Below are 21,662 nucleotides of genomic sequence, written 5' to 3' on the forward strand. Positions count from 1 at the left end.
AAAAGACTTAGTATCTCAGGTGTTTGACAGAATCTCCCGAATTGATTAATTCCATTAATGCGTCGATGCCTATTTCCAAATGGTTGCTGACATACGAGCTGGTGACGTTTTTGTCACTTTCGGAGGTTTTAACACCTTCGGGGATCATAGGGTTATCAGATACCAGCAGAAGTGCTCCACGCGGGATCTCATTCTTAAAGCCTACCGTGAAAATTGTCGCTGTTTCCATGTCAATAGCCATTGTTCTTATCTCACGAAGATATTTTTTAAAGGCTTTGTCATGTTCCCAGACCCGGCGATTGGTGGTGTAGACAGTGCCTGTCCAATAATCCAGTTCGCGGCTTTTTATCATAGATGAAACAGCTCGCTGAAGACTAAATGATGGAAGAGCGGGTATTTCCATGGGTAAATATTCATCGCTGGTACCTTCACCTCTGATTGCTGCGATAGGCAGAATCAGGTCGCCCAGCTTTGTTTTCTTTTTTAAACCACCGCATTTTCCCAGAAATAAAGCAGCTTTTGGCTCGATAGCTGATATCAGATCCATAACTGTAGCAGCCATTGCACTACCCATCCCGAAGTTAATAATCGTTATATTATTGGCTGTAGCTGTTTGCATAGGTTTATCCAGACCATTTACCTGTACGCCAAACTTCTCGGCAAACATGTGGACATAGTTGATGAAATTGGTTAACAGAATGTACTTTCCAAATTGATTGAGAGGTACGCCTGTGTACCGTGGTAACCAGTTATCAACAATTTCCTTTTTTGTTTTCATATATTTATTAGTTGTTAAAATGTTACATGTTTCGAAGTGTATGCAGCCAATATTTCAGCATTCAATTGAGTTTGTTATGAGAGATCATCCGGGCAGTTGTTGGTATAAGATACTAAAAGTTTCGAATAGGGCTGGCAGGTATCACCGATTTTGTTGCTTGCAAGCCACGATTTTTAATAAATCATAGGGCTAATCAACGTATCTGCTTTCTTATTCTTTAAATTTGAAGATGGTTGAATTGAATCTCCCAAAAATTGACTGCAATATTAGAAAAAATGAGGGGAAAGTTGAGATTTTTGATGTTATTAGAAGAAAATTTATACTCTTGACCCCTGAAGAATGGGTCAGGCAGCATTTGATCCATTTTCTGATCTATAACAGGTCATATCCAAAATCGCTCATAAAGGTTGAGTCGGGCCTTAAATACAACAGGTTACAAAAAAGATCTGATATTCTTGTGTACAACCGTACGGCAAGTCCTTTTTTGATTGTCGAATGTAAATCCTTCGATGTAAAGATCACGCAGGCAGCTATTGACCAGGTTTCGATGTATAATCGGCAGTTGGGAGCACGTTATGCAGTGATTTCAAACGGACTTACACATTACTGCTGTGAATTTGATCTGGAAAGAGGAAAGATGAATTTTATTAATTCCTTTCCGGATTTTGAATAAAAAAGGGCTTTCGAAAGAAAGCCCTTTTTTGCAGATATATAAAATCTTAATTTAAAAATTTAGAAACATCAGTGCTTGGTAAGCTGAATGCATCGGCAACGGCTTTGTAAACAATTTCTCCATTAATAATATTAAGACCAAGTTTCAATTCTTCATTTTCCTGACATGCTTTCTTCCAGCCTTTATTTGCCAGCTGTATAGCATAAGGAAGTGTAGCATTAGTCAATGCCAGAGTTGACGTATAAGGAACAGCTCCGGGCATATTAGCCACGCAATAGTGAACCACATCGTCAATAATGTACGTAGGATCCTGGTGTGTGGTAGGTTTGCATGTTTCAATACAACCACCCTGATCAACTGCCACATCTACGAGAACAGTACCGGGTCTCATGTCTTTTAACATGTCACGGGTAATCAGGTTAGGAGCTTTGGCTCCGGGTATAAGTACCGCTCCGATGATCAGGTCATGGGTCGTGATCAGTTCACGGATGTTATATTCATTGGACATGAACGTATTAACGTTCGCAGGCATAACATCATCCAAGTATCTCAGTCTGGGTAGGTTTACATCCATAATGGTAACATCTGCTCCCATACCGGCTGCCATTTTAGCTGCGTTGGTACCTACCACGCCACCACCAAGAATTAAAACTTTGGCGGGTCTTACACCAGGCACACCACCCAAAAGTATACCTCTACCTTTTAAAGGTTTTTCAAGATATTTGGCACCTTCCTGAACTGACATACGACCTGCTACTTCAGACATAGGTACAAGTAGAGGGAGGCTTCTGTCTTCTTTTTCAACAGTTTCATAAGCCAGGCATACCGCCTTACTTTCGATCATTGCTTTTGTAAGCGGTTCGTATGAAGCGAAATGGAAATAGGTAAATACCAGTTGGTTTTCTTTGATCAGCTTATATTCAGGTTCGATAGGCTCCTTAACCTTCATAATCATCTCGGCAATACCATATGTTTCTTCGATAGTGGGAAGCATTTTAGCGCCTGCAGATACATATTCGCTATCGGGAAAGCCACTACCTTCGCCGGCAGTTGATTGAACATAGACTGTATGACCTCTTTTGATCAGTTCCTGAACCCCGGCAGGGGTTAGTGCAACACGATTTTCGTTGTTTTTAATTTCTTTAGGTACACCTATTATCATGACTTCAATTGTTTATAAGGGGGTACAAATATAGTAAGCAAAAAATATAATGCAGACGTTTGCAATTAATTTTATGGCAGGATTTCATAGTAATTTTTTTAGAAAAATAAAATTTTATGAATTTATATTTTTGCAAAATTTTCGTCTTTATTTTTAAGTATTTCGCAATATATAGGTTGGCTCATTTGTTAAAATATATAAGGTGCTGGTTTCGGTGACTTGCTCCCGATTTGAAAGCTTTAGCTTTTTCGTTATTTTTGTTACTCTTCACATAAAAGTGATCAATTGTAAAATCAATTAAATCAAAAGGATTTGAGTACTATAAAAACCGTCAGAAAAACTTCTAGTAAAGTAAGTGAGATATTGCAGGATTATAAGTTAGCCTGTGAAAGCCGGGAGGCAAGCTTATTAGGAAGAAAGGAAGTTTTTATGGGTAAGGCCAAATTCGGAATATTTGGGGATGGAAAAGAAATTGCCCAGATAGCGATGGCCAAGGCCTTTAAAAAAGGGGACTTTAGATCCGGTTACTACAGAGATCAGACTTTTATGTTCGCTATTGGCGAACTTACCATACAGGAGTATTTTGCCCAGCTATATGCCCATACAGATATTAAAGCTGATCCGGCTTCCGGCGGGAGGCTGATGAATGGTCACTTTGCTACCCGGATGCTCAATGATGATGGAGACTTTAATCCAATAACAGAGAATAAAAATAGCAGTTCAGATATATCTCCTACAGCAGCGCAGATGCCTCGCTTAGTGGGGTTGGCCTATGCCTCCAAATTATTCAGACAAAATAAAGATCTGGAAGGCTTTAAAAATTTGTCAATCCATGGCAACGAAGTTGCTTTTGGTACAATTGGTAACGCCTCAACTTCCGAAGGAATGTTTTTTGAGGCCATAAATGCTGCCGGTGTGCTCCAAATACCCATGCTGGTTTCGATTTGGGATGATGAATATGGGATTTCTGTTCCAAAAGAATATCATACTACAAAAGGAAGTATTTCAAAAGTACTGGCAGGGTTCCAGAGAAGTGGCGAAGAGAATGGTTTTGACATATTTACCGTGCGTGGCTGGGATTATGAAAACCTTGTAAAGACGTATCAGAAGGCAGCTGAAATTTCAAGAGAAGAACATATACCTACTCTGGTACATGTTCAGGAGATGACCCAACCCCAAGGACATTCAACATCAGGATCACACGAACGATATAAATCTAAAGAGCGCTTGCAATGGGAGCAGGAGCATGACTGTATTGTGAAATTTAGAGAGTGGATACTTGAAAACGGTTATGTTGATGCCGAGGAACTTGATAACATAGAAGAGCAGGCAAAACAAACGGCGAAAGATGCTAAAAATGCTGCATGGAAGGCTTTCATTGCGTCAATCAAAGAAGATGAGAAATCAGCGCTTGACTTATTGGGACAAGCTCAGGAGCAAAGCAGCCATGCTGAAGCCATTAAAAGTATTAAGTCCAATCTTGAGGGGGTGCTTAACCCCATTCGTTTAGATAGCCTGAAAGCTGTTAAGAAAGCGTTGCGCTTATTGAAAAGTGAAGATATTCCTGCCCGTAAGCTGTTGCAGAATTGGGTGAAGAAAGTAGAAAAAGAAAATTTTGAGAGGTTTAGCTCTCATTTATATAGCGAATCGCCCCAGAGCGCACTTCATGTCGAGGTGGTTGAGCCGGAATTTGATAGTGAAGTTAAACTGGTTGATGGCAGGGAAGTGCTACAGGCATGCTTTGATGCAGCATTAGCAAGAGACCCCCGTGTTTTTGCTTTCGGAGAAGATGTTGGAAAAATCGGAGATGTAAACCAGGCCTTCGCCGGGCTTCAGGATAAATATGGAGAGCTTAGGGTAACGGATACCGGAATAAGAGAATGCACTATAATAGGTCAGGGCATCGGGGCGGCTCTTCGTGGGTTAAGACCGATTGCTGAGATTCAATACCTGGATTACCTCTTATATGCCATTCAGATACTTTCTGATGATCTGGCCACCCTTCAGTATAGAACCAAAGGTGGGCAGAAAGCCCCATTGATAATAAGGACCAGAGGCCACCGTTTGGAAGGCGTATGGCATTCAGGTTCTCCCATGGGCATGATCCTTAACAGCATCAGGGGTATATACGTACTGGTGCCCCGTAATATGACTCAGGCTGCGGGTTTTTACAATACCTTGCTGAGATCTGATGATACCGCTTTGATCATCGAATGCCTGAATGGCTACAGGCTAAAGGAGCGTGTGCCGACTAACATTGGAGAGTTTACAGTTCCTTTGGGCAAACCTGATGTATTGAGAAAAGGAGAGGATGTTACCATTGTTACTTATGGTTCGATGTGTAGGGTAATTATGGAAGCTGCGGAACAACTGGAGGAAGAAGGTATTTCATGTGAAGTGATTGACGTTCAGACGCTGTTGCCTTTTGATATTGATCATTCGATTGTGGAATCTCTTAAGAAGACCAATCGTGTCGTGTTTGCTGATGAGGATGTACCTGGTGGTGCGAGTGCATTTATGATGCAGAAAGTACTTGAAGAGCAGGGAGGATACAGATACCTGGATTCAAAACCTGTTACCATCACCGGCAAAGAGCACAGGCCGGCTTATGCCTCGGACGGGGATTACTTCTCCAAACCAAATACCGAAGAAGTATTTGACAAGGTATATGCTCTTATGGCTGAAGCTAATCCGGAAAAATATCCTGATATATACTAATTCACCTTGATACCATCAAGTGTAACAGGCTCGGATGTTATAGCGTTACTGTAATTTCCGGCCCTGTCAAGAATAGTTACCCTGATCTTGAATTTTTTGTTTCCAAAAGTTGATTTCCATCCTTTATTCGGAATGCGGTAGGTCAGGGTACCTTCAGAAGGGGTTTCCTCTCCAACCTCATTGATAATAGGAAAGCGTCCGTGGTAGGCTATATTACATTGGGGTTCCTGAATATATTCCCAGAAAAACTCTTCAAATTCCCCGCTTGAATTTTCCAGAAAGAAGTCTACGTAAATATTGTTATACCGGGGATTCTTTTGATAATATACTGTATCTTCTTTTAATGTCGTATTGCCGGCTGTAATGTTTACTTCCTGCCAGTTATCGCAGGTATACGGAAAATCATATGGAGGCAGCGTATCAAGTTCCGGGATACTCCTGTCGGATACAGCTATCATATTCTGAACCAGAGCAAGGTGCACCTCAGACGAAGCTGTCAGGGTGTCAAGGGCAAAGATAGTTTTACTTTTAGTACTAGGATTGTATGAGTAGAAGCCAAATTCGTTATATGGTGAAGATATATGCTTGTCATCGGAAGCATCAAACCCTAAATCGCCATCGCCATCCTGAAAGTGCAAAGAAATGATCAGTGAGTCATCCTCCTGCAGGCCTCCTATTTCCTTATAAGACAAGTCCATAGATTTCAATACAGGATTATCAGGAAAGTCGGGATCTTTAAGGCAGGATGTTAGCAACAATCCAACGGTAAAAAGCAATAAAGTATTTATCTTCATCCTTGGGAATTTGATACGGTTGAAACACATAAAATAACTAACGATTGAAATCTTCTAAAAGTTTTTACACGGATATCTTTCATACAAATAAATCAAATTTTGATGAGGTTGCACTAAATCTGTTTCAATATCAGGCCACTAACAGTGCTATTTATAAAAGATTTATTCAAAATATCGGAATTCAGGCAAACCATGTTAAGAACGTTGAACAAATCCCTTTTTTGCCGATCTCTTTCTTCAAGACGCAGGAGATTAAAACAGGGAACTGGCAGACTCAGGCGGTATTTGAGAGTAGTGGTACCACGGGTACAACTACCAGTAAGCACTATGTGAAGAATCTTGGGTTTTATTTGCAAAACTGCCAGGAGATATTTCGCAGGTTTTACGGACCACTTGGACAGTATCATTTTCTGGCACTGCTGCCTTCTTATCTCGAGCGTAGCAGCTCTTCGCTTGTCTATATGGCTGATTATTTTATAAAACATAGTTCATCACCCTACAGCGGATTTTATTTGAATGACTATGAAAGGCTGATCGATACGATTGATAAAATTGAGGACAGGGAGAAGATTGTGTTACTTGGGGTATCATTCGCATTGCTCGATCTCGCTGAGCAATATAAGCCTGACCTTTCCGGTGTTATAGTGATGGAAACCGGCGGGATGAAGGGGCGAAGAGCGGAAATGATCAGAGAAGAGTTGCACGATGTATTAAAGGAGGGTTTAAATATAGGGCGAGTCCACTCTGAATATGGTATGACCGAACTACTATCGCAGGCATACTCTGACGGGGAAGGTGTTTTTCAGTGTCCACCCTGGATGAAAGTTATTCTACGGGATATTAATGATCCGTTTGACCTGAATATAAGGAGAACATCAGGGGGTATAAATGTTATTGATCTTGCTAATATTGATACGTGTGCCTTTATAGAAACCCAGGATATGGGCAGAGTCTCCCAAATCGGCGATTTTGAAGTAATCGGGAGGTTTGATAACTCAGATATAAGAGGTTGTAATCTGATGGTCTATTAAAAAGTGCCTTGATAATTCAACAATCATTTGATAAATATGATTTAGTTTAATATTTTTGGTTATATTTCGTTAATACTTAAAAACTGGAAAATGAAACTAAGATTAGCTGTAGTACTCCTCGTAATGTTCGGATTGTCTGCTTGCAGTCAATATACCTGTCCTACCTATGCTAAAAAAGAGGTGAAGAAAGAGGAGGTAAAGAGCGAAAAAGAAAGAATGTAAAATCCTTTCTTTTCCTACCTGAGTCTATTCCTGTTTAATATCTGCATTACGGATAACGTCGTCGGTGGTAATTTCAGTACCAGACATTATTATTAAACGTTCTACAACGTTTCTTAATTCACGTATGTTCCCGGTCCAGTCGTGCTTCTGTAGTAGCTCTAGTGCCTTGTCGCTGATGGCCTTAGGTTTGGATCCGTACTCTGCGGCTATATCTACCAAAAATCTCTCTACCAACAGCGGTATATCTTCCTTTCTGTCTCTGAGCGCCGGTACTTTAATTAAAATTACGCTTAATCTGTGGTAAAGATCTTCCCTGAATTTATTCTCCTCAATGGCCGTTTTTAAGTCCTTATTAGTGGCAGCCACTACCCTTACATTGACTTTTATCTCCTTATCACCACCTACACGGGTAATTTTGTTTTCCTGAAGCGCCCTCAGTACCTTGGCCTGAGCAGAAAGGCTCATGTCCCCGATCTCATCCAGAAAAAGTGTACCGCCATTGGCCTGTTCAAATTTTCCGATCCTCTGTTTGATGGCTGAGGTAAAAGAGCCTTTTTCATGGCCAAAAAGCTCACTTTCAATGAGTTCTGAGGGGATGGCTGCGCAGTTGACTTCAACCATAGGTCCCTTCGCCCGGTTGCTTTTTTCGTGAAGCCACCGTGCTACCAGTTCTTTTCCTGTACCATTTTCACCGGTAATTAAAACACGGGCCTCAGTAGGAGCAACTTTTTCAATGGTTTCCTTGACCTGACTAATAGCCTCAGATTCTCCCACAATATCAAAACTCTTGGAAATCTTCTTCTTCAGTACTTTAGTTTCATTGACCAGGGTAGATTTGTCCAGAGCGTTTCGTAAAGTCACTAGCAGGCGGTTAAGATCAGGTGGCTTTTGAATGAAGTCGTAGGCACCTTTTTTTGTAGCATCCACTGCAGTTTCAATAGTGCCATGTGCACTGATCATAATGAATTGGGTATCGATACCCTGCTCCATAGCTTTCTCAAGTACTTCAATGCCATCCATTTTTGGCATTTTAATATCACAAAGAACGGCATCAAATTTTTCTTTGGTCAGCATTTTAAGGCCTTCTTCACCATTTTTGGCTTCGCCAACTTCGAACTTCTCATACTCCAGTATTTCTTTCAGAGTATTTCTGATGCTCTGTTCGTCATCAATGATTAAAATCTTTGGCATGTATTCATTTTTGGTTATGTTCCTTAGCAGCGCAAGTAACGTGCCGCTTAGCAAGGAAGCTGATGATTAATGCTCTAAAAATAGTAAAAAAATGCAAGCCTGTAAGCCGGGTTCTGTCCTCCCGACGAATCGGGATGGCTTATCATTTATCTGGCCTCAATGTCACCATTGAGGTCAACAGCGATCTACCCGTCACGCTTATTTCCGAAGAAAGTCAGACGAGCAGCCTGACAGCTGCCTGAGGCAGGCTAGCGTGACTTATTTGATCTTTCAACTCGTAAGGTTTACCGTGCCCCCTTAGTCACCTTCGGGGCGGTGGGCTCTTACCCCACCTTTTCACCTTTTCCTCAGATACAATCAGAGGTAGTTTATTTTCTGTGGCACTGTCTGTCCCCCCGGCAAGCCGGAAAGCCTTCCCGTTAGGAAGTACGATGCTCTATGTTGCCCGGACTTTCCTCCCCCGGATTTTTCCGGGAGCGATAAGCCAGCTTGCATTTTTATTTTTCAGGCAATTTGGGCGAAGCTAATTCATTAACTATATGTAAACAATAAAAAAGCCCATTTAGATTCAAATGGGCTTTTTTGCTATGTACTGTAGGTGTGGTTAATGAACATCTTCACCAGTAAGTTTATATTCATATTCGTCAGCCACATTGGCCACTTCCTGTATAATTTCTTTTAGGACCTCTTCTGTGGCAGTATCTACAAAGCTTGATGCCTCTACGTTAATAAAACCCTCCGCGATCGCGAATTTAGCGTGGTTGAGGTTAGCGTTTTCTTCAAGTAACGCCTTCAAATCCATGTCTGTTTCATACTCACATACTTTGGATATAAACTCAATTCCCAATCGGTCATATCTCTGGCTATGGTTTAACTTGCCAAGTACGGTTTGAAAACGATCATCAGCCAATGGTACTATAATGATAGATGTTTTGCTATCATACTCTGAATACTGCCCACCGATTTCATCGGAATAATTTTGCATAAAAGCATTAAGATCCATAACGATTAAGTTTTAGTTTCTATATCAATTTATAAAAAATATCGGCCACTAGTAAATATAATGGAATTTAAATTTGCTGTCTGAAAACTCCAGGGCAGGCGCCGGTAAGTGTACCATGTTAAGTACATATAGCACTGTATTGAGCAGGCTGGATTCCGATTTGTACTCGCTGAAGTCAAAGTCAATAGCCAGGTAGTACTGCCTTTTTGGGGTAAGGCCAAATTCGACGTTACCAGCATCGGTGGCGTATATCATGTTATGCGCACCATATCCAACTGCGAGGTTCAGCCATTTGGGAAAGTTTCGAAAGGAGTTAAACTTTGATAGATTTAATGACAACCAGTAGGTCTGGCCATTGTAATCTTTGAGGAGCTCTTCCTGAAGGTTTTTACCGAGTGTTTCAGGGCGGTGGTTCGGGAAGTCAGTACGGTGAAATGAGAATTTAGGCTGAATTCGAATATCCTTCCATAATTTCTTTTGCCCGTAAAATAGTATAGTGCCGAAGGTATTTGCGGTCAGGTCAGTATAAGAGGCTCCATAGGCACTTGAGAAACCATCAAAGACTTCTATGGAAGAGAGTACCACTATGCTGGAAAGGGCTCCATAGGTTAAGGACTTGTTTTCAGACAAGCCGGCCCATCTCAGTGCTTCATAGCCTGCGGAGTTGATATGAAAGGCAGCATATGCATGGCCAGCTTTGTCCACCTGTTTCCACTCCCGGGAATCATCAAAAAAGTGAAAGGACTCCCTTTCAAAGTCAGCATACCATAATTGATTGAGAGCTACCAACGAGCCTGCATATGCTATTGTTGAAGTGATTACTAATGGCTTCAACCTCTTTTTTTGTAATGTACTGTCAGTCTGGGCCTGTAATGAGATTATCAATATCAACTGAAGGGAAAGAAGAGCAATAAACCTATTCAATTTCATCCTCATCTTTTATTCCCTCCCGGTTATTCATGGTGTTTGGGTCATCGTCTTTTTCATCCCCGCCCTTTTCTCCATTCTCCTGTTCATCATCTTCCTGAGCTCCCTTTTCTTTTCCTTTCTGAAACAACTCTTTTAATTCATCAAAACTCTGGGTATGGATAATACTAAAGCCGGTTGTTATGGTGTTCTGGTTTTCTTCCGTAGGGTTTATTGGATTGTAATTGGTGCGGTTATACATTTTTGCCCGAAATTTACCGTCAGGTGTCAGCAGGTATTCCAATGTCCAGTCACCCGCTACACTGGAGATGTCCGTTCTGTTCTCCTGGTTGGTAAAACCTCCGTCACGTGTTACACGTAAGCGCCCGTCTAAAAAGGTATATGACAGGCGCAATTGAAAAGTGTTATAGGCCTCTTCATCTAACTGGTCGAAGTCCACATCGAAGTCTATTTCAAGGTTTTCATCTACCTGGGTTACCCAATAGCTCAATTGGTTAGAAAGTAGCTCGCTTACACTACTTGTAATGGAACCACCCGTATTAAAAGATTGAAGCGGGCTAAAACGTCTTAATACAATGAGGCTGAATACCTGTCGTTTTAATTCTTGTTCATCGATACTATTCTTGAATTTTAAAAATTCGAACTCCAGATCCACATCCGGACGATCTGCAACCTTTATGTTACGGGGAAGGTTACTCGTAGTAATATCAAAATTGACAGCGGGAGATAGTAGCGGGCCGTCTATGTCCAAAAATACCTTAACCGGATACTTTCTTTTGATTTCAACCACATCTTCGTAAACCTGGTCAGCCTCCTGCTGTACAAGTAAAGGTAGAAATGAGGCCAGCTGGTTATACGTGGCATTAATATCCAGAATACCCTGATAAGGGTCACCATACCAGGAAATCTTGCTGTTGGGGAGTATTTCAAACTCTTTATTGATGATGTTATAAAGCGTGAAGTTATACCCCCCTTCCTGTATATTGAAGTCTCCAAACATATTAAATTCACCTTTAGTGTCAATTTGGAGTTTGATATCTCCGTTACCCCTTCCCCGGATAATATCTCCGGCTTTTATATCAAAGATTATTTCACAATACGCGTCCGGGGTTATGTCAAGGTCGAAATCCAGTTTTAAACCTCTGAGATCGACCTTGCCGACCTCGCTTATAGTTGTATTTGTAGAGTCTTTAAAATTTACAAAATTGATATACTCCTCACGTTCAATACTCTCAGAGTCTCCGATTGGAATAAAAATCCGTGTTCCTTTTTCTGTTTTGGCCTGAGCAATGATATTCATATTGTTGATAGGGCCGATAAGGTTTATAGTACCCGAAGCTATGCCTGTACCATAAAAAAGGTCATTGTCTTTACTGGTCGTATTTAAGACCATGAAGTTTGATAACTGCCCATTAAGGTCAATAAAAAACTCTCTGAAATTCTGATGGGTAACAGCGCCGGATAGAGAACCTGTACTGTTTTGACTATCAGTCACATTCATTTGTTTGAAACCGATCTTATTATCTTCAAAATAGAAGTCACCACTTAGTTTATAGTTTGTGCCCAGATAATTGATGTGAATGAAACCATCATCTATAGTTCCCTTACCTTCAATTACAGGCTGCCAGGGAGTCCCTGAGATAAACAATTCTCCGGATGCTGTACCTTTAAGCTGAGTAAAATAGCTATCGATGAACGGTTCAAGTATGTTTAGCTCTGTTTTGTCGAGGAATGCTCTCATTTTGAGTTGGTTCTCTTCATTTTTGGCTGGCGCATAATAGCCTTTCAATGTCAGGATCTTGCCCTTTTTCCTGTTTACGGAAAAGCTCATGTCAAATTGTTTTTGGGTATCATTCCAAATATTGGTGCCATAGATGTCCCCAACCAGGAAGTTGTCAATTTTAAACCGGTCTATTGATATCTCACTTTGTACATGCATATCATTGTAATAGTTGCTGATATCGGCATATCCATGCATGGTACCAGACAGGTCTTTCGACAGAATGGTGTTAATGTTTTCCAGTTTCAGACTATCAACATTAAGGGTTAGCTTAGCGTCTTCAGACTCTGAGATCATACCGTTTAAAGCTATACTTTGCTGCTCATTGTACACCCTGAGCTGTTCTACAGTAATTTCAGTACCCTTTATCGTGATCAGGTTTTCATCTTCGATCAGCCACTCTTTATCCAGGATCTGAAGGTCCGATGGCTGCAGGCTGATATGCGTTTCATCAGGAAGGAAATCTATGGAGCCAAACAACCTTGCATAATTGGCGTATTTGACCTGGTCTATATCAAACTCAAAATCAATGTGACGGTTGTTCCAGATTCCTTCAAAAATCAGGTTTTTAGTCTCTATATCAGCTATCCATTGTCTTTCAGAAGCAACATATACCATGGCGAGTACACTCGTACTATCAGCTATTTTGGAAATATTAAGTTGTAGTTCGTCATTATAAAACTTGTCATTCTTATAGACCAATGTGTCTACTCTTGTATCCATTGAGATTATTGAGGTATAACCACCTGTAAAATTACCGGATACAGTACTTAAAGGTGATATGTACAGATCCGGAGCTACCAGGTCAAATATTGGATTCGGATCTTTTACATGGAGAGTGTAGTCGAGAGTATAATCTTTGTAGGTATGGCCCTTTTTTCCTTTATAATATTGAGTGAGTGCATCTTTATCGTTCTTCAAATTGAGTTTATATTCGTAGAAAAGTCGCTTGAGGTCTTCATAAACAATGGTATAGTCAAAAACACCCCTGGCTTCAAAGTTCAGTAGGTTAGTTTCAAGAAGCAGTTGCCGTTCATCCACCTTTTTGAGCGAGGAGATGCTTAGGGTGTCTATGGCCAGCTCCTTATCTTTATAGCGGATAAATGAATTTTTGAGATTAGCTATACCAATGATACTATCAATTTTTAGTCCTCTGGCGTTGACATCAATTTCGCTTCTTATAAAAACCTCATCCTTGGAAAGGTTAAGTGGCTTGAGGAAAAGCGTATCCAGATCGGCTTTAATATTGAACAGGTTAATGTCCTTGCGTAAATCAATGGATCCTGTGGTAGTGAGCTTGAGGTTAGGGTCATTGATGCTGAGGTATCCTTTGAAAAACTCCTTGGCAAATTCGGCATCGGTACTGATGTCTGCATACCTGTAATTGTTTATTTCTATATGATCGATCTGACCTTTCAAAGCAAAATTGGCATCTTCCAGCGTAACCCCTGAACCTTTTATCTCTCCTCTTACAGATACATTGCCAAATATCTTATTATTAGTGTAACCGCCCAGATTAAAGTTATCCATATGCAAAGTGCCACTGTATGTGGAGCGGGTTACATCTTCTTCAAGTTTGAGGTTTATGTCGGAGCTTATCAGGCCATAGTCGGTGTAAAAATTACCTTTTGCTACAAAGTCATTAGGGAAGCCAAGAAACTTAGCGTTGAAACTAATCCTTTCAAAAGGATCAAGGTGTTTGTAGGTTTTGCTTTTTAAGTAGTATTTAAGATCTTCGATACGCACATAGGAGTTGGTCAGGTCGAAGTTGATGAATGTCTCCTGGAAATCGGGTAATCCAGACATTCGTATCCGTCCTTTTAGCGCAGTGCCTTCACCAAACCTGAGGTATGCGTTGTCCAGTGTGAATGAACTGACCTTGCCTTTAAAATCTCCTGATAACCAGTAGTATTCATTGAATTGTTTAAAAGGAGGTGCAAAAAGAGCCAGATCATGACTGTGCAGTGTAGTCTGATCAAAATTGGCCTCCACATTAACTTTAGTATTAAATTCATTGAGATCCAGGGTACTGCTATACCTGAATATTACGGTGTCTTTAATCACACTATTGCCGACTTTGAGGTTTAGCCCTTCAAACTTCATGGCACTTTGACTGACACTGAACGACGTGGTGAGATGATTAATATCGAGCCCGGTAACTCTGTCGATGGTTGACAGGGATGAAACTTCCAGGTTTAGTGTATCTGCTACCGAGTTCAGGTTGACAAACTCTCCATTGATGCTATCTAAAGTAAAATGATAATAGTCAAAACCATTTTTAATAGAGTCACGGTCCTGATCATAGTAAGTGAAGGTGGCATTTTTAAGCGTGAGGTGATCAAGAGAAAGATACTGGCGTTTGTTGGTCTGTTTTCTTATGCGCGCCTTAAGCCTTCTGATCAGCTCATTGATATTTAAAGTTTTTACTGTATCATCAATGGTGATCTTGGTCAGGTAAACATGTGCGTCATTAATGACTATGTCATCGATATTGTGATCTTCTTTATTGAGTACGGCTTTTATATTAAAGTCAATTTCTATCTCTCCGGTATAGATGAGCCTGTTACCTTCAGGGTCAATCACTCTAAGTCCTTCAACATCAACAAGATCAAACCAATTGATCGCCACATGTTCAACGGTAATATTGTAACCGGTTATGCCGGAGTAGTGTTTGGACAGGTAATTGACTATTTTGGTCTGGACGTATGGTACCTGTATTGCACCCGCGACAAGGGCCAATAAAAAGAAAACAGAGAGTATGAACCAAAGTATTGCCTTAACAATACGTTTTTTAATAACTTGCGCCAAAATTTAAAAACAATGAAGCCTACCATACTTGCCATAGAATCATCTTGCGATGAAACATCCGCTGCAATTATTAAAAATGGCAAAGTAGTCAATAATATAATTGCAACGCAATCAGTACACAAAAAATATGGAGGAGTAGTTCCCGAATTAGCTTCCAGAGCTCATCAACAAAATATTGTACCTGTTATAAAGGAGGCCATGGACCATGCCGGCATAACCAAACATGACCTGAATGCGGTGGCATTCACCCGTGGCCCCGGGTTGTTAGGGGCCTTGCTTGTAGGCACTTCGTTTGCCAAATCGATGGCCATGGGACTGAATATACCTCTAATTGAGGTCAACCATATGCAGGCCCATATATTGGCACATTTTATTGATGATCCTAAGCCAAGGTTCCCGTTTCTCTGTCTGACAGTTAGTGGTGGGCATACACAAATAGTTTTAGTGAGGGATTTTCTTGAAATGGAGGTGATTGGTGAGACGCAGGATGATGCCGTAGGAGAGGCATTTGATAAATGTGCCAAGCTCATGGATTTTCCTTATCCCGGAGGGCCGCTTATTGATAAATATGCTAAAGAGGGTGACCCGTTGGCCTATGAATTTCCCGAAACGGAGATGCAAGGACTTAATTTTTCTTTTAGTGGCATTAAAACCGCATTTCTTTATTTTTTAAGAGATAATAAAGCGAAAGACCCGGAATTTGTTAATAAAAACGTCAATAATATCTGTGCGAGCCTTCAGCACAGCCTGGTAAAGATGCTGATGCAGAAGTTAAAAAGAGCAAGCAATGAATCAGGAATTAAGGAAATAGCAATTGCCGGAGGTGTATCGGCCAACAGTGGTTTAAGAACTGAGCTTACAAACCTGGCCAGCGAAAAAGGTTGGAATGTATATATACCCGATTTTCAGTACTGTACTGATAATGCGGGGATGATTGCTATGGCGGCGCACTATAAATACCTCACGGGGCATTTCAGCTCGCTGGACGTTAGCCCGGAAGCGCGTATGAAAATCTGAAATTATGAAAGCGATTTTTAAACCCGGGGATAAAAAAAAGTACACGGTCAGGATAACAAAACAGGATGTTGCTGCTTTTCATAATGAAGTAGTGCACGAGGTATGTTCAACTTTTGCCCTGGCCCGGGAGATAGAATGGTCTACCCGCCTTTTTGTGCTGGAGATGAAAGAGGAAATGGAGGAGGGGATTGGTACCAGGCTGGAAATAAACCATAAAGGTCCTGCGTTTGTTGGAGAAACATTAAGCATAGAAGCTACTGTTGAGCGCATTGAGAAAAATGAGTTGCTCTGTTCATACATTGCACGTGTGGGTGACAGACTGGTTGCCGAAGGAGTGACCGGTCAAAAAGTACTGCCTAAAAAGAAGATTAAAGAAATATTTGAGAAGGCAGCAGATGTATAATATGTGATTTAAAAAATCTCATAAATCACGACTTCTATAATTTTAAAATAATAAACATTCTCTACCTTTGAACCACTATGGCGAAAGAAAAGTCAAGATTTTCAAATAATATTAATATAAAGAATCGAAAAGCTCGACATGAATATGAGTTTGTGGACACGTATGTGGCCGGAGTTGCCCTCAAGGGTACTGAGATAAAATCAATAAGAGAAGGTAAGGTAAACCTGATGGATGGCTATTGCTATTTCAACCGGGGAGAGCTTTACGTTAAAGGAATTCATATTTCTCCTTACGCTCAGGGATCGTTTTATAATCATGAGACTACCCGTGAAAGAAAGCTGCTGTTGCATAAAAGAGAGCTTACGAAGTTGGAAAGTCAGATTAATGAAAAGGGATTGACCATTATACCATCACGTCTTTTTATTAATGATCGTGGACTGGCTAAGCTGGAAATAGCGGTTGCCAAGGGTAAGAAGCTTCATGACAAAAGAGACAGCATCAAGGAAAAAGATGTTAAACGCGAACTTGAACGTATTAAGTACTAATCTGCTATGGAAATAGATGAGAAAGGTATTTGCCGCCTGAGTGTAATTCCGGTGAGGGCGCATGCCAGTGATAAATCAGAACAGGTTACACAGCTATTGTTTGGCGACCATTATACGATTAACCAGGTTTCGGAAGACAGGAAATGGTTGAGAATAGAAATGTATTTTGATAAATACATAGGCTGGATAGATGTAAAACAACATTATGCCATTTCTGAAGCATATTTCAACCAAATCAATGGTGCGGATTACAAGATATGCACTGACCTGACTTCAAGCATACTTTATAATAAGCATCATATCAGTATAGTGATTGGCAGTATTCTGCCTATATCCACCAACGAACTCTTTAAAATGGAAGAGCAGCTGGCTTTTAACGGCGATAGCAAAAGTCTGAGCCAGAAACGGGAATATGAATATCTTAAACAGATAGCCAAGAAGTATCTCAATGCTCCGTATGCCTGGGGAGGTCGCTCTCCGTTTGGAATAGACTGCTCAGGCCTGGTGCAGAATGTTTTCCGTATATGCGGCTATGCTTTGCCTCGTGATGCATCTCAGCAGGTACGTAGCGGAGTGGCTGTAGCTTCTACGGATGAAAGTATGCCCGGGGACCTTGCGTTTTTTTCAGGAGAAAATGGAAATATCACACACGTGGGTATTGTGCTGGAAGATGGTCAGATTATCCATGCCTCGGGCAGAGTCAGGATCGACAACCTGGACACAAGAGGCATAGTGGATGCGCAGTCAGGACAGGTGACGCATATCTTCTCAACGCTCAGAAGGGTCATTAAAGAATAATTTTATAGGCGGTTTTGTTTTAAAACCAGATTGGGTTTATCTTAATAGGATGAACCGCAAGGTATTGGTATTGAATCAGGACAACAGCCCCATATCGGTTTGCACGGTTCAGCGTGCTTTTTTACTGACCTATCTCAGAAAAACTGAGCTGGTAGAGGCTGCTAATGGATACAAAATAAACTCTGTATCCCAGAGCTTTCCTATGCCTTCGGTGATCAGGCTCACCAAATATGTTAATGTCCCTTATAAAGGAGTGGCGCTTACGAGGCAAAATGTATTCAAGCGCGATAACTTCTCCTGCCAGTATTGCGGTACCGACCGGGAGCTCACACTGGATCATGTTACACCCAGGTCTAAAGGGGGAAGATCAGCCTGGAATAACCTCGTAACTGCTTGTAAAAGATGTAATGCACGTAAAGGAGATAATACACCAGATGAAGCAGGGATTAAATTACGCATAAAGCCCTTCCGGCCTACCTATGTGATGTTTCTCAGGGACTTTTCGGGCTTCCATTGTGACGAGTGGAAGCCTTATCTGAACGGGAAGAGGAGTTTTGTTTGAAAGGGTTCCTGAAAAAGGTATCATTTATTACTAGCCATTAACCCGATTACTTACCGGGTCTTATACTTCAAATAAGTGTGGATTAAAATACGAAAAAAGATACTCTACAGGCTTGCTAGTTAAACTCGGCCGTTGCTGCGAAATCTCAAATTATTTACTCTATATCGCAAGGCAATTTTTATTTGTTGCAAAAGAGATTGGCAAGTATTTGGGAAACGGTTTTGGCAAGGCAGTTAAAGGAACCGGAAAAGATTTGACCCTGGTGAAAAAGGAAATTAACAGTACTACCTCTGTTTGTGTGAGTATGTCCTGACTAATAAAGGTCTGGGTTTGGTTCCGATCCTGCAAAGCCTTTACAATTGGGGTAAAGCTTATGCAGATGGCAGGAAAATATTCATTGGTTCAGATACTTAATTATCGGGAAGTGTAGCTTTTCAGTTGGGTACCGGCCCAATCCTCAAAAAGATAATGTAAAAGTAGTAAACTTTTCAGGATCTGATTCCACAGTAAGTGTGCCATTGTGTAGCTGCATGATCTGTCTGGAGAGGCTTAGGCCAATTCCTGATCCTCTTTTCTTTGTAGAATAGAAGGGAATGAATATCTGATCAAGGGCTTCCATAATTATTCCCTGTCCGTTGTCAGTAACGGTGATTTTAGTGCCACCTTCCATATTAGTGTGTGTGTTAAGTTCAATACACGGGTTTTCTGTTTCCTCAACGGCTTCAATAGCATTTTTCAATAAATTGATCAGTACCTGCTCGATCAGCTCTTCGTCTATATTGAGTTCTAATTCTGGATGACTCATTTCGCAGGAGAAGTCTATTTTGGCGCGTCGCAGCTCCACCTTCATGAGTTGAGAAACGTGCTCCAGGAGGTGAGCTATCTTGACAGGCCTTATTTTGGGAAGCGGTATAGATGTGTAATCCCTGTATGCATCAATAAACCGGATAAGCCCCTGGCTTCTGCTTTCAATAGTTCCCAAGCCATCTTGCAAGTCTTCCACTGCCTCCTCGTTTAGCTCATACTTTCCGTTGACCTCATCCAGATCTTCAATGAGTATGTCTTTCATAGTTGAAGTCAGTGAGGCAATGGGAGTGATAGAATTCATAATTTCATGGCGAAGTACCTTAGTCAGGTTTTGCCAGGCTTCTAACTCTTTCTTTTGGAGTTCTGGCTGAATGTTCTGCAAAGCAACAAGCTTGAGTTTCTTGGCTCTCAGGATAAGCTCTGTGGCATGTATTGCCAATTGGATGTCACCCTCAATCCTGAAGAGTGTACTTTTGCCTGGTGGCAGATCAAACAGTGCTTTGTAGAGCCTTGACTGCTTTTCTATCAGCTCGTCTATATTACGAAGCCTGTCGACTTTCAGGAATTTTTTTGCGGTGGCATTCATGAGGCCAACATTACCTTCATCATCAAAAGACATCAGGCCTGTACTCACATGCTCAACGATGGTATTAAGGTACTGCAGATGCTCTTCTTTTTCCGCACGGGCCTTTCTAAATGCCTCGAGTACTTCATTAAAAGCAAGGTTAAGGTCTTTGAAGCTTTGCCCTAATTTATTATCAGCAGAGAAGCCTGATACAAAATCGGAATATTTAACTGACTCGAGAAACCTGGTAAGCTTCCTGTTGGTCCTGGATATGAAACGGTACAGCTCAAATAGCTCAATAAGGATCACGATGACCAGCAGGCCCGTGGTAATTATCATTTTTTCATATTGAGCAGAGTACGCAAACAACGACATGGTGATACCGATAAGGACCACCCTGAACGCTACACGAAGCCGGAAATCTTTAAAGCCCATATTTCTCTAGTCTGCGATACAATGATGAGCGCGTAAGCCCAAGCTCTGACGCTGCCTGTGTAATATTACCATTGTATTTCTTAAGCACCTTGCGGATCAGTATTTTTTCTACATCTTCTAGCTTAAATTGGTCCAGCATGACGTTGTCACCTTCCGCAGTAGCGTGGGGTTGGGCATTCAGGTTGAAGTCTTCGGGCTGAAGCACCAGTGAGTTGCTCATAATTACGGCCCGTTCTATGGCATGCTGGATCTCCCTGATATTGCCCGGCCAGCTATGTTTTTGCATTCTGCTAATGGCTGCATCACTGATCTTACTCACTGGTTTGTTGTATTTTTTGCTGTAATGCTCAAGGAAGTGATTGGCTAGTAAAGGTATATCCTCCAGTCTGTCTCTGAGTGGTGGAAGTTCGATCTCAATGGTATTGATCCTGTAAAGCAAATCCTGTCTGAACTTATTCTCCTTGACCATGTCGTATAACGGCATGTTGGTGGCACATACCAGGCGAATATCAATATTGGTTTCTTTGTTGGACCCTACGCGGCTCACCTTCCTGTTTTGGAGTACTGTGAGTAACTTGGCCTGCAGGGGCATGGATAAGTTGCCAATTTCATCAAGAAAGAGCGTTCCCCCGTTTGCAACCTCGAAGCGGCCGGACCTGTCTTCCTTGGCATCTGTAAATGCACCTTTTTTATGACCAAACAGTTCGCTTTCAAAGAGTGTTTCACTTACGGACCCAAGGTCTACATTGACAAATACCTGATCCTTTCTGCCAGAATTTTTATGAATTGCCCTGGCTACCAACTCTTTCCCCGTGCCATTCTCACCCAGGATCAGCACATTGGCATCTGTGGCAGCTACCCTGTCTATGGTTTCAAATACTTTGTGTATTGCAGCGCTTTGGCCTATAATATCATGGTACTTATTGTTGATCTGCCGGTTGATTTCTTTTTGCCTTGTTTTGAGATCTTCTACCTCGAGCCGCGTTTCTCTTAATCTCATGGCAGAGAACAGTGTGGCAAGCAGCTTTTCATTTTCCCATGGCTTGAGCACAAAATCAGTGGCTCCGGCTTTAATAGCTTTAACAGCCATTTGCACATCGCCATAGGCAGTGATGAGTACCACCACCGCCGAAGGATCAGTTTCCAGTATTTTTTCCAGCCAGTAATAGCCCTCCTTACCACTGCTCACATCTTTCGTGAAGTTCATGTCGAGCAGGATTACGTCATAGTTTTCGTTATTGAGCAGAGTAGGTATCGCTTCCGGGTTCTTTTCCAGATCTACTTGCTGAAAATGTCTTTTTAGAAAAATTTTGGCTGCTTTTAAAAGATCTTCATTGTCGTCTACTATCAGTATTTTTCCTGTTTTGCTGTTCTTTTCTACCATGTGTATTTATTTATGAGCTTAACCGTCTCAGTATCAGACAAAGTTGATACCGTTTATGG

Annotated in this window: 19 protein-coding genes and 1 other RNA gene; 10 read left to right on the top strand and 10 right to left on the bottom strand. The window is 41.3% G+C overall.

The window, feature by feature from the left end; all coding sequences use genetic code 11:
* Nucleotides 1–7: 7 nt before the first annotated feature.
* Nucleotides 8–778 (bottom strand): AMP nucleosidase, encoded by a 771-nt coding sequence (locus LVD17_RS18115; protein ID WP_233760421.1) that lies wholly within the window; start codon nucleotides 776–778, stop codon nucleotides 8–10.
* A 229-nt stretch (nucleotides 779–1,007) separates the two neighbouring features.
* Between LVD17_RS18115 and LVD17_RS18120 the strand changes: the two genes are divergently transcribed.
* Nucleotides 1,008–1,451 (top strand): type I restriction enzyme HsdR N-terminal domain-containing protein, encoded by a 444-nt coding sequence (locus tag LVD17_RS18120; RefSeq protein ID WP_233760422.1) that lies wholly within the window; start codon nucleotides 1,008–1,010, stop codon nucleotides 1,449–1,451.
* A gap of 46 nt (nucleotides 1,452–1,497) precedes the next feature.
* Here LVD17_RS18120 and ald read toward each other — a convergent pair whose 3' ends face one another.
* Nucleotides 1,498–2,613: an alanine dehydrogenase gene (ald, locus tag LVD17_RS18125; RefSeq protein ID WP_233760423.1), complete on the bottom strand. Its 1,116-nt coding sequence runs from the start codon at nucleotides 2,611–2,613 to the stop codon at nucleotides 1,498–1,500.
* A gap of 312 nt (nucleotides 2,614–2,925) precedes the next feature.
* Between ald and LVD17_RS18130 the strand changes: the two genes are divergently transcribed.
* Complete coding sequence (locus tag LVD17_RS18130; protein WP_233760424.1) at nucleotides 2,926–5,331, top strand: alpha-ketoacid dehydrogenase subunit alpha/beta; 2,406 nt, start codon at nucleotides 2,926–2,928, stop codon at nucleotides 5,329–5,331.
* On the opposite strand, the gene LVD17_RS18135 is transcribed toward LVD17_RS18130, so the two are convergent.
* Nucleotides 5,328–6,125, bottom strand: coding sequence for a hypothetical protein (locus tag LVD17_RS18135; RefSeq protein ID WP_233760425.1), 798 nt, complete (start codon nucleotides 6,123–6,125; stop codon nucleotides 5,328–5,330). The two genes, LVD17_RS18130 and LVD17_RS18135, sit on opposite strands and share 4 nt — an antisense overlap.
* Before the next feature lie 44 nt (nucleotides 6,126–6,169).
* Here LVD17_RS18135 and LVD17_RS18140 point away from each other — a divergent pair, with 44 nt between their 5' ends.
* Nucleotides 6,170–7,156 carry an acyl transferase gene (locus LVD17_RS18140; RefSeq protein ID WP_233760426.1) on the top strand — a complete coding sequence of 329 codons (987 nt, stop codon included), beginning with the start codon at nucleotides 6,170–6,172 and terminating at the stop codon, nucleotides 7,154–7,156.
* Between the two features lie 90 nt (nucleotides 7,157–7,246).
* Nucleotides 7,247–7,378: a hypothetical protein gene (locus tag LVD17_RS28505; RefSeq protein ID WP_255702480.1), complete on the top strand. Its 132-nt coding sequence runs from the start codon at nucleotides 7,247–7,249 to the stop codon at nucleotides 7,376–7,378.
* 24 nt (nucleotides 7,379–7,402) lie between these two features.
* On the opposite strand, the gene LVD17_RS18145 is transcribed toward LVD17_RS28505, so the two are convergent.
* The 5 genes from LVD17_RS18145 to LVD17_RS18165 form a co-directional block, all read right to left on the bottom strand.
* Nucleotides 7,403–8,569: a sigma-54-dependent transcriptional regulator gene (locus LVD17_RS18145; protein WP_233760427.1), complete on the bottom strand. Its 1,167-nt coding sequence runs from the start codon at nucleotides 8,567–8,569 to the stop codon at nucleotides 7,403–7,405.
* 86 nt (nucleotides 8,570–8,655) lie between these two features.
* Nucleotides 8,656–9,065: RNase P RNA component class A (rnpB, locus tag LVD17_RS18150), an RNA gene on the bottom strand.
* A gap of 108 nt (nucleotides 9,066–9,173) precedes the next feature.
* Nucleotides 9,174–9,572 carry a type III secretion system chaperone family protein gene (locus LVD17_RS18155; protein WP_233760428.1) on the bottom strand — a complete coding sequence of 133 codons (399 nt, stop codon included), beginning with the start codon at nucleotides 9,570–9,572 and terminating at the stop codon, nucleotides 9,174–9,176.
* A 48-nt stretch (nucleotides 9,573–9,620) separates the two neighbouring features.
* On the bottom strand, nucleotides 9,621–10,502 hold the full coding sequence (locus tag LVD17_RS18160) for a DUF2279 domain-containing protein (protein WP_233760429.1): 882 nt from the start codon (nucleotides 10,500–10,502) through the stop codon (nucleotides 9,621–9,623).
* Nucleotides 10,489–15,087, bottom strand: a complete 4,599-nt coding sequence (locus tag LVD17_RS18165; RefSeq protein ID WP_233760430.1) for a translocation/assembly module TamB domain-containing protein — start codon at nucleotides 15,085–15,087, stop codon at nucleotides 10,489–10,491. Before LVD17_RS18165 ends, LVD17_RS18160 begins: the two co-directional genes overlap by 14 nt.
* Before the next feature lie 12 nt (nucleotides 15,088–15,099).
* Between LVD17_RS18165 and tsaD the strand changes: the two genes are divergently transcribed.
* The 6 genes from tsaD to LVD17_RS28720 all read left to right on the top strand — a co-directional run bounded on the left by tsaD (nucleotide 15,100) and on the right by LVD17_RS28720 (nucleotide 18,826).
* Entirely contained in the window at nucleotides 15,100–16,104 is a 1,005-nt protein-coding gene (tsaD, locus tag LVD17_RS18170; protein WP_233760431.1) for a tRNA (adenosine(37)-N6)-threonylcarbamoyltransferase complex transferase subunit TsaD, read from the top strand.
* Nucleotides 16,105–16,108: 4 nt separating this feature from the next.
* Entirely contained in the window at nucleotides 16,109–16,507 is a 399-nt protein-coding gene (locus LVD17_RS18175; RefSeq protein ID WP_233760432.1) for a thioesterase family protein, read from the top strand.
* A 77-nt stretch (nucleotides 16,508–16,584) separates the two neighbouring features.
* Nucleotides 16,585–17,052 carry an SsrA-binding protein SmpB gene (gene smpB / locus LVD17_RS18180; protein WP_233760433.1) on the top strand — a complete coding sequence of 156 codons (468 nt, stop codon included), beginning with the start codon at nucleotides 16,585–16,587 and terminating at the stop codon, nucleotides 17,050–17,052.
* 6 nt (nucleotides 17,053–17,058) lie between these two features.
* The gene (locus LVD17_RS18185; protein WP_233760434.1) at nucleotides 17,059–17,850 is read left to right on the top strand and encodes a C40 family peptidase; all 792 of its coding nucleotides are present in this window, start codon (nucleotides 17,059–17,061) and stop codon (nucleotides 17,848–17,850) included.
* Between the two features lie 49 nt (nucleotides 17,851–17,899).
* On the top strand, nucleotides 17,900–18,412 hold the full coding sequence (locus LVD17_RS18190) for an HNH endonuclease (protein WP_233760435.1): 513 nt from the start codon (nucleotides 17,900–17,902) through the stop codon (nucleotides 18,410–18,412).
* A gap of 330 nt (nucleotides 18,413–18,742) precedes the next feature.
* Nucleotides 18,743–18,826 carry a hypothetical protein gene (locus LVD17_RS28720; RefSeq protein ID WP_370688834.1) on the top strand — a complete coding sequence of 28 codons (84 nt, stop codon included), beginning with the start codon at nucleotides 18,743–18,745 and terminating at the stop codon, nucleotides 18,824–18,826.
* Between the two features lie 43 nt (nucleotides 18,827–18,869).
* Here LVD17_RS28720 and LVD17_RS18195 read toward each other — a convergent pair whose 3' ends face one another.
* On the bottom strand, nucleotides 18,870–20,219 hold the full coding sequence (locus LVD17_RS18195) for a sensor histidine kinase (protein WP_233760436.1): 1,350 nt from the start codon (nucleotides 20,217–20,219) through the stop codon (nucleotides 18,870–18,872).
* A complete protein-coding gene (locus LVD17_RS18200) occupies nucleotides 20,209–21,603 on the bottom strand; it encodes a sigma-54-dependent transcriptional regulator (RefSeq protein ID WP_233760437.1) in 1,395 nt (464 codons plus the stop codon). Before LVD17_RS18200 ends, LVD17_RS18195 begins: the two co-directional genes overlap by 11 nt.
* Nucleotides 21,604–21,662: the final 59 nt, after the last annotated feature.

The sequence above is a fragment of the Fulvivirga ulvae genome, from assembly GCF_021389975.1.
Taxonomy (GTDB): Bacteria; Bacteroidota; Bacteroidia; order Cytophagales; family Cyclobacteriaceae; genus Fulvivirga; species Fulvivirga ulvae.

What these genes read in the sequence shown, in the direction of transcription:
- LVD17_RS18115 (WP_233760421.1), bottom strand. Translation starts at nt 778, where the DNA reads ATGAAAACAAAAAAGGAAATTGTTGATAACTGGTTACCACGGTACACA.
- tsaD (WP_233760431.1), top strand. Translation starts at nt 15,100, where the DNA reads ATGAAGCCTACCATACTTGCCATAGAATCATCTTGCGATGAAACATCC.
- LVD17_RS18175 (WP_233760432.1), top strand. Translation starts at nt 16,109, where the DNA reads ATGAAAGCGATTTTTAAACCCGGGGATAAAAAAAAGTACACGGTCAGG.
- LVD17_RS18135 (WP_233760425.1), bottom strand. Translation starts at nt 6,125, where the DNA reads ATGAAGATAAATACTTTATTGCTTTTTACCGTTGGATTGTTGCTAACA.
- LVD17_RS18190 (WP_233760435.1), top strand. Translation starts at nt 17,900, where the DNA reads ATGAACCGCAAGGTATTGGTATTGAATCAGGACAACAGCCCCATATCG.
- LVD17_RS18160 (WP_233760429.1), bottom strand. Translation starts at nt 10,502, where the DNA reads ATGAAATTGAATAGGTTTATTGCTCTTCTTTCCCTTCAGTTGATATTG.
- LVD17_RS18145 (WP_233760427.1), bottom strand. Translation starts at nt 8,569, where the DNA reads ATGCCAAAGATTTTAATCATTGATGACGAACAGAGCATCAGAAATACT.
- LVD17_RS18155 (WP_233760428.1), bottom strand. Translation starts at nt 9,572, where the DNA reads ATGGATCTTAATGCTTTTATGCAAAATTATTCCGATGAAATCGGTGGG.
- LVD17_RS18195 (WP_233760436.1), bottom strand. Translation starts at nt 20,219, where the DNA reads ATGGGCTTTAAAGATTTCCGGCTTCGTGTAGCGTTCAGGGTGGTCCTT.
- smpB (WP_233760433.1), top strand. Translation starts at nt 16,585, where the DNA reads ATGGCGAAAGAAAAGTCAAGATTTTCAAATAATATTAATATAAAGAAT.
- ald (WP_233760423.1), bottom strand. Translation starts at nt 2,613, where the DNA reads ATGATAATAGGTGTACCTAAAGAAATTAAAAACAACGAAAATCGTGTT.
- LVD17_RS28505 (WP_255702480.1), top strand. Translation starts at nt 7,247, where the DNA reads ATGAAACTAAGATTAGCTGTAGTACTCCTCGTAATGTTCGGATTGTCT.
- LVD17_RS18185 (WP_233760434.1), top strand. Translation starts at nt 17,059, where the DNA reads ATGGAAATAGATGAGAAAGGTATTTGCCGCCTGAGTGTAATTCCGGTG.
- LVD17_RS18200 (WP_233760437.1), bottom strand. Translation starts at nt 21,603, where the DNA reads ATGGTAGAAAAGAACAGCAAAACAGGAAAAATACTGATAGTAGACGAC.
- LVD17_RS18120 (WP_233760422.1), top strand. Translation starts at nt 1,008, where the DNA reads ATGGTTGAATTGAATCTCCCAAAAATTGACTGCAATATTAGAAAAAAT.